The sequence below is a fragment of the Acinetobacter sp. UBA3025 genome, from assembly GCF_002367915.1.
In the GTDB taxonomy this organism is placed as follows: domain Bacteria; phylum Pseudomonadota; class Gammaproteobacteria; order Pseudomonadales; family Moraxellaceae; genus Acinetobacter.
Genome location: NZ_DFDO01000089.1, coordinates 1 through 6474, shown reverse-complemented (window position 1 = coordinate 6474; position 6474 = coordinate 1). Strand labels below are relative to the sequence as shown.

General features: G+C 39.6%; 6 protein-coding genes, 1 pseudogene and 1 other annotated feature. Of the genes and pseudogenes, 5 read left to right on the top strand and 2 right to left on the bottom strand.

Annotation, left to right across the window (positions count from 1 at the left end):
- The first annotated feature begins 279 nt into the window (after positions 1–279).
- The 4 genes from B4J23_RS03465 to B4J23_RS03450 all read left to right on the top strand — a co-directional run bounded on the left by B4J23_RS03465 (position 280) and on the right by B4J23_RS03450 (position 4085).
- Complete coding sequence (locus B4J23_RS03465; RefSeq protein WP_034171713.1) at positions 280–501, top strand: Sec-independent protein translocase subunit TatA; 222 nt, start codon at positions 280–282, stop codon at positions 499–501.
- A 9-nt stretch (positions 502–510) separates the two neighbouring features.
- The gene (tatB, locus tag B4J23_RS03460) at positions 511–933 is read left to right on the top strand and encodes a Sec-independent protein translocase protein TatB (RefSeq protein WP_166134692.1); all 423 of its coding nucleotides are present in this window, start codon (positions 511–513) and stop codon (positions 931–933) included.
- Entirely contained in the window at positions 930–1688 is a 759-nt protein-coding gene (gene tatC / locus B4J23_RS03455; protein ID WP_034171712.1) for a twin-arginine translocase subunit TatC, read from the top strand. The genes tatB and tatC overlap by 4 nt, the downstream gene beginning before the upstream one ends.
- A gap of 204 nt (positions 1689–1892) precedes the next feature.
- Positions 1893–4085 carry a PhoX family protein gene (locus tag B4J23_RS03450; RefSeq protein WP_180052756.1) on the top strand — a complete coding sequence of 731 codons (2193 nt, stop codon included), beginning with the start codon at positions 1893–1895 and terminating at the stop codon, positions 4083–4085.
- 64 nt (positions 4086–4149) lie between these two features.
- Here the strand turns inward: B4J23_RS03450 and B4J23_RS03445 are convergent, their stop codons facing one another.
- A complete protein-coding gene (locus B4J23_RS03445; RefSeq protein WP_291358766.1) occupies positions 4150–4962 on the bottom strand; it encodes an IS30 family transposase in 813 nt (270 codons plus the stop codon).
- Positions 4963–5187: 225 nt separating this feature from the next.
- Positions 5188–5622: an Imm44 family immunity protein gene (locus B4J23_RS03440; RefSeq protein ID WP_291358765.1), complete on the bottom strand. Its 435-nt coding sequence runs from the start codon at positions 5620–5622 to the stop codon at positions 5188–5190.
- Positions 5623–5781: 159 nt separating this feature from the next.
- On the opposite strand from B4J23_RS03440, the pseudogene B4J23_RS03435 reads away from it, so the two are divergent.
- Positions 5782–6474: pseudogene (locus B4J23_RS03435) on the top strand (IS3 family transposase); the annotation flags it as partial.
- Positions 6057–6173: a sequence feature (AL1L pseudoknot), on the top strand. Its footprint overlaps the pseudogene before it by 117 nt.

The following is a 6474-nucleotide window of genomic DNA, read 5'->3' as shown; positions in this document are numbered from 1 at the left end:
ATAAATTCATTGATATAGATAAATGACTGAGAGCTTTAATTGCAAGTTTTCTTAAATTATTAAGCTAGATATAGCTGGCTAACTATTTGATTAAATGAATTAAAAATAATACCTTAACAGAATCAATCCGGTACTAACTTTGTACTGGTTGTTAGTACCTCATTGTAAATTTCCCTTCTCCATTCTTGTCTTTAAATTGACATCAAATCTTCATAGCTCTGTCATTTGTTAGTGTTGATATAAGCCAATAAATTTAAAAAGATTAAATGAGGATAAAATATGGCAGGGTTATCCATCTGGCATGTACTAATTTTTGCAATTGTAGTGATCTTACTGTTTGGTACTTCTAAACTAAAAAATCTAGGAAAAGATGTAGGGGGTGCAATCAAGGACTTTAAGAAATCTGTCCGTGAAGAAGAAGAAGCTGAGGCAGCTCAACTTCAGTACCCTCGAACGATTGATGCGAAAGTTAAAGCCAGTGAGAGTTCAATCAAGAATTGAGGTATTGCTATGCTCAATATTGGAATGACTGAGCTGTTGGTCTTTGGGGCAATTGCCTTGCTCATTCTTGGACCAGATAAACTCCCTGAAGCGATACGTTTTATAGGTAAATGGTCAGCCAAAATCAAAAGGATCGCCAGCAATATACAAAATGATCTTGACCGTGAATTGCGACTATCGGAACTACGGGAACAAATGCAAAGCGAGCTGAAACGTATTCAGGAATTAGAAATCAAAATGCAGGCACAAATGGATAATATAAATGTAATCCATCAGCCCATCATTAGAAATCCGGAACAACATCTTTTGAACTATGAGCTGACTTACCAATTAATTAATGAATCAGTTTCACCTGTTCATTTACCGCCAATCCAGCTGAATAAAGTGACAAAACAAGAAAAAATTTATGCTGATATAAAGGTGGCCGTATGAGTATTTTGCCTTCGACTCAAACCAACAACGATACCCGGCAAATCCCGTTAGAAGAAATGCCAATTACCAGGCATCTAGTGATTCTGCGAAAGCACCTTTTCAAAATTGTGGGCGTATTATTAGGACTATTCTTATGTTTACTGCCTTTTGCAAGCCAAACTTATCAGCTTTTATCAAAGCCTTTACGCGCTCAGTTACCTGAAAGCTCTACCATGATTGCAACAGATGTGACTGCGACTTTCATGGCTCCATTTAAGTTGAACTTCTTTATTGCTTTACTTATCGCCATGCCTTTTATTTTGTATCAACTTTGGGCCTTCATTAGACCAGCATTGTACCTAAAAGAAAAAAAGTTAGCTTTACCACTATTAATCAGCAGTATTGTACTGTTTTATGCAGGTATTGCTTTTGCCTATTTAATCGCTTTACCTTCTATCCTTCATTTTTTTATCAGCGTATCACCTGACACTGTTGCACCGATGACCGATATCAATAGTTATCTGGCTTTTTGTTTAAAACTATTTTTAGTTTTCGGATTTACGTTTGAAATCCCTATTATCACGCTCCTGCTTATTATAATTGGTGTTGTCAGCACACAGACCTTGGTGGAAAAAAGACGATTTATTGTGGTGGGATGTTTTTTTATTGCCATGTTTGTGACACCACCCGATGCCCTATCAATGATTATGTTAGCTGTTCCAATGTGGCTGTTATTTGAACTAGGCTTAGCGGCAGGAAAATGGATAGAAAAATGATGACCGGACATAACTGAATAATAATAAAAAGAACATAAAAGAAGAAAATACTCTATGAGCAGCTTAAGCTGCTTTTATTTTTAATATATAAATCAATATTATATTTAATAAATCCGCAATATTAGCTTCACCTGACTGTCATATTCAACCGCTAATTTATTCCTGACTTTAAAACAACCAGACCTTAGTTATGGGAATAAAAGAATGACAGATTACTTACCTTATGATGAAAATCAGGAATTGGATAATAATACATCAGATAATCATCATTTTCGGGATATTTTAGAACAATCCATATCGCGTCGTGACTTGATTGCCAAAACTGCAAGTGGGGCTGCAGCATTGGCTCTTGCCTCTTCTTTGACTGGATGTGGGGACAACGATAATGATTCTATTGTACCGCCAACCGAGACCGCACCAAACCCGCCTGCTATTGATCCCAATACAAAACCAGAGCAACTCAACTTCACGCCAGTGGCCAAAAACTTAAATGACATCGTTACTGTGCCAGACGGTTATGAAGCCAATGTCCTGTATGCACTTGGAGATTCAATTAACCCTGCCTATCCAGATTGGGATGATAACAATATCCCGAACGGACCAAGCTTTCAGTTCCGTTCCGGTGACTGCCATGATGGAATGAGTTTTTTTGGCTTGAACATCGCTACTGGCCGCTATGACCCGACTGTGTCTGAGCACGGTCTGCTGGTCATGAACCACGAATATATCAATCCAACTTTTTTACATCCTCAAGGTCCAACAAAAGTCGATGGTCGTCGCCCTGAAGATGAAGTCATTCGTGAGACCAATGCGCATGGTGTTTCAATCGTTCATATCAAAAAAGACAATTCCAATCAAAAAGTAGAAATTGTCAAAAATTCAATTTATAACCGCCGTATTACTGCTTCAACTGTCATGAGCATTTCAGGTCCTGCGAGTGGGTCTGCCCTTCTATCTACACGTTTTTCACCAGGTGGAAAATTAACCCGTGGCACGCATAACAACTGTGGCAACGGCTATACCCCATGGGGTACCTATCTCACCACTGAAGAAAACTTTATTGGTTATTTTGTTCGTAGCAAAACTGATGATGCTAATCGTGTGCCGCAAGAAAAGCTTGCTCTGGAACGCTATGGCTTAAAAGCAGGTGCAAGCTCGCGTTATGGCTGGGAATCTGCAGTAGGTACAATTGAACCTCAGGATCTTTATGATCGCTGGAGTGCAGATGTTACTGCCGATGATGCAAGTCAGGATTACCGGAATGGTCCGAATACTTTCGGTTGGATTGTAGAAATTGATCCTGTTGATAGCCGGCAAAATCCGGTTAAACGAACGGCTTTAGGTCGCTTTGCCCATGAGGATTGCCGTGCCAGTCGGGCGCGTGAAGACGATAATCTCGCTTTCTATATGGGTGATGACTCGCGTGGAGAATATATTTATAAGTTTGTCTCTGACTACAAATGGAGCGAAAAAGACCGTAATAGGGGCTATGCAGCCGGAGATAAATACATGGATCATGGCAAGCTTTATGCCGCCAAATTCAATGCAGACGGGAGCGGTCAATGGATTGAGCTGAGTTATGGTAGCAACGGTTTAAATGAGTTGAACAGTGCCTATCCTTTTGGTTCTCAGGCAGATGTCGTGACCTTTGCTCGTCTAGCAGCAGATAGCGTAGGCGCGACTAAAATGGACCGTCCGGAATGGGTTGCGGTCAATCCTGAGAATGGAGAAGTCTATGTTACCCTGACCAATAACTCTAACCGCGGTACCACGCATGCGCTAGATGCTGCCAATCCACGTAACTATAACGATCCGGAAGGTGGCAAAGGTAATGTGAATGGTCATATTATCCGTTTACATGAAGATGCAGATACGACTACAGCTATAACGTTCAAATGGGATATTTATCTGTTTGGTGCTGAAGCCAAAATGGCACAGAACATCAACCTGTCGGGTTTAAATGATAATAATGACCTGTCTTCGCCAGATGGTATGTGGTTTGATCCCCGCGGAGTACTCTGGATTCAAACTGATGATGGTGCTTATACAGATACGACCAATTGTATGATGCTGGCTGCACTTCCTGGTAAGGTTGGAGATGGTACTCGAGCAACCACCTCTTCAGGGCAGGAAACTATTGTTGGTGCTCAAGTCACAGATCAGACTTTACGTCGTTTCCTGACAGGTCCGAAAGACTGTGAGATTACAGGTGTAACCATGACACCGGACTATAAAGCTATTTTCATTAATGTACAGCATCCTGGGGAAGATTCCCCGGCCTACAACAAACCAACCAGTCATTGGCCAGCTTCACAGACTAACTCATCTGCCACTTCTCGACCACGCTCTGCAACGGTGGTCATCACTCGCAAGGATGGTGGTGTTATTGCAGGCTAAATATTTAGCTTCTCTCAAAATGCTGGCTCAATGCCGGCATTTTTGTTTTTAATATTTGGCGGATTCAAGCGGCAAGTGCAACAGTATAAAAACCAGCCATAATATCACTGGGTGTATACCAGCCCAGTGTCTTTCTAGGACGATTATTTAGAGCAGTCTCTATCTGTTCTATCCGCTCTTTTGAAACATGATCAAACGATGAGGATTTTGGCAGATATTGTCTGATCAGACCATTCGTATTTTCATTTCTGGCTCGTTGAATAGACTTGTACGGATCTGCAAAGTAAGTCTCTATGCCTGCGTCCGTTATCCGCCTATGCTCTGAGAATTCCTTGCCATTATCAAAGGTCACACTATAGGCATGACTACTACGCAAACATGCTAAAGCACACGAGATCGTTTTAGCTGTGGTTCTCGTTTGCCCCAAATGAACAATATGTACATACAGACTCTTGCGTTCAACCAGGGTTAATAATGCTCCCTTATGATTCTTGCCTATTACAGTATCACCTTCAAAATCACCTAGGCGTTGACGTTTCTCAGTGACCTCATCACGACAATGAATACTTGTTCTATCAACAAGTTGACCTCTACGATCTGTGTTTTTATAACCCCGCTTGCGATATGTTTTCTGGTGTCTTAAATGCTGATGCAATTTTCCACCCTTAGATTTATCCTGATAAATGTACTGATAGACCCATTCAGGCGATGGGACATCTAACCAGCCACGTTGTCCTGTATTCCTTTTGATCTCACGATAAATGGTTGATCGGGAACGTCCAAGCTCTCTGGCAAGGGTGGAGATTGAAGATTTACTTTTCAAAGTAGCATAAATTTCGTATCTTTCTTCTTGAGAAAGTTGGGTGTATTGCTTCATTGTGTGCTTTCCAATTGCGAGTTGAAAAAGTCTAATGATTCTAATACACCTAACTTTTTCAACTAAATACAAATGTGTCGCACTTGGTATTTGAATCCGCGTTTCTAAATATTTGAGTTTTTTCATTTTAAGAGTTAATGAGTCAAAACAGATATTTAAATATTAAAAAGTATTTTTATATTAAATGAGTGCTCAAAAAATTTATATTTTTATTCAAATTAAATGCTAAATCCAACTTTCTTCTTTTGCAATATTTAGTACATCCTCTTTAAGTCTTTCTAGCTCTTCAAAAACTTTTGAATTAAGTTTTGGGCGAACTTTTTCAAACTTAATTTTTAATAAATTTATACTCCTTAAAAGCGTAGAAAAAATAAGTTTCTTTCGTCCTAAGTCGTCTGTGGCCTTAAAGGTCGTAGGATCTATTCTTAAGCGAAAATCCATATTTTGGCGTTTAATAGAATAATAGATACGTTCTTCAAAACTATCTTCACCCATTATAATGATTATACAATCCCAACTATTTAAGGGAATATTATAGAATTTATCATTTAGCCTCAGGTTTAAGGTATCAACAACTGCATTACGTGCTTTACATTCCTGTAGAATTTGCTGTTCAGTTAAAACTTCTTTACTTAATTCAGCGCTTAACCATACTTTCATCAATACAACCCATTAATATTATAATAATAAAAAACCCCGACATCCTAATCTGCACCCCGAAAGTTGGACACTCTTAGTCTAATTTGAAGGGTGCTTTTTAATGGCTAAATGAACCGTACCGGGTTTGTCGGAGACCAACTTTCCTGAGAGAATGCCCCGATGAAAAAAGTAAAATATACCCCTGAAATCAGAGATAGAGCGGTTCATCTTGTGATTGAATCCGAAAAAGATTATCCATCGAATTGGGCTGCAATCACAGCAATTGCACCCAAGATAGGTTGTACTCCTGAAACACTACGTGTTTGGTATTTAAAACATCTCGATCAACAAAATCCAGTTAAAGTACAGCAACTTTCAGATCAAGAACGGATTAAACAACTCGAACGTGAAAATAAAGAACTGCAACGTGCTAACGAAATTCTACGTAAAGCAGCTGCTTTTTTCACCCAGGCGGAGCTCGACCGCCCACACAAATAATGGTGGATTTTATCCATCATAATAAAGAGCTGTACGGAGTCGAGGCGATTTGTAGAATTTTACCTATCGCACCTTCAACCTATTACCGGACTTTAGATCTCTGTGAAAATCCAGAACATTGAGCGAAACGAGATCTACATGATGTGCATCATGCTGAACAAATTAAACGAATTTGGAAAGAAAGTTCGAGGCGGTATGGCGTTCGTAAAGTCTGGCAAAAACTGAAACGTGAAGGTTATATTATTGCACGCTGTACAGTTGCTCGATTGATGCAGAAGCTAGGTATACAAGGTGTTTGGCGTGGTAAGAATAAACAAACCACCCGTAGCCGAGATGATCAAAAAAGAGCAGATGATTTAGTGAAACGTAATTTTA

What these genes read in the sequence shown, in the direction of transcription:
- B4J23_RS03445 (WP_291358766.1), bottom strand. Translation starts at nt 4,962, where the DNA reads ATGAAGCAATACACCCAACTTTCTCAAGAAGAAAGATACGAAATTTAT.
- tatB (WP_166134692.1), top strand. Translation starts at nt 511, where the DNA reads ATGCTCAATATTGGAATGACTGAGCTGTTGGTCTTTGGGGCAATTGCC.
- tatC (WP_034171712.1), top strand. Translation starts at nt 930, where the DNA reads ATGAGTATTTTGCCTTCGACTCAAACCAACAACGATACCCGGCAAATC.
- B4J23_RS03440 (WP_291358765.1), bottom strand. Translation starts at nt 5,622, where the DNA reads ATGAAAGTATGGTTAAGCGCTGAATTAAGTAAAGAAGTTTTAACTGAA.
- B4J23_RS03450 (WP_180052756.1), top strand. Translation starts at nt 1,893, where the DNA reads ATGACAGATTACTTACCTTATGATGAAAATCAGGAATTGGATAATAAT.
- B4J23_RS03465 (WP_034171713.1), top strand. Translation starts at nt 280, where the DNA reads ATGGCAGGGTTATCCATCTGGCATGTACTAATTTTTGCAATTGTAGTG.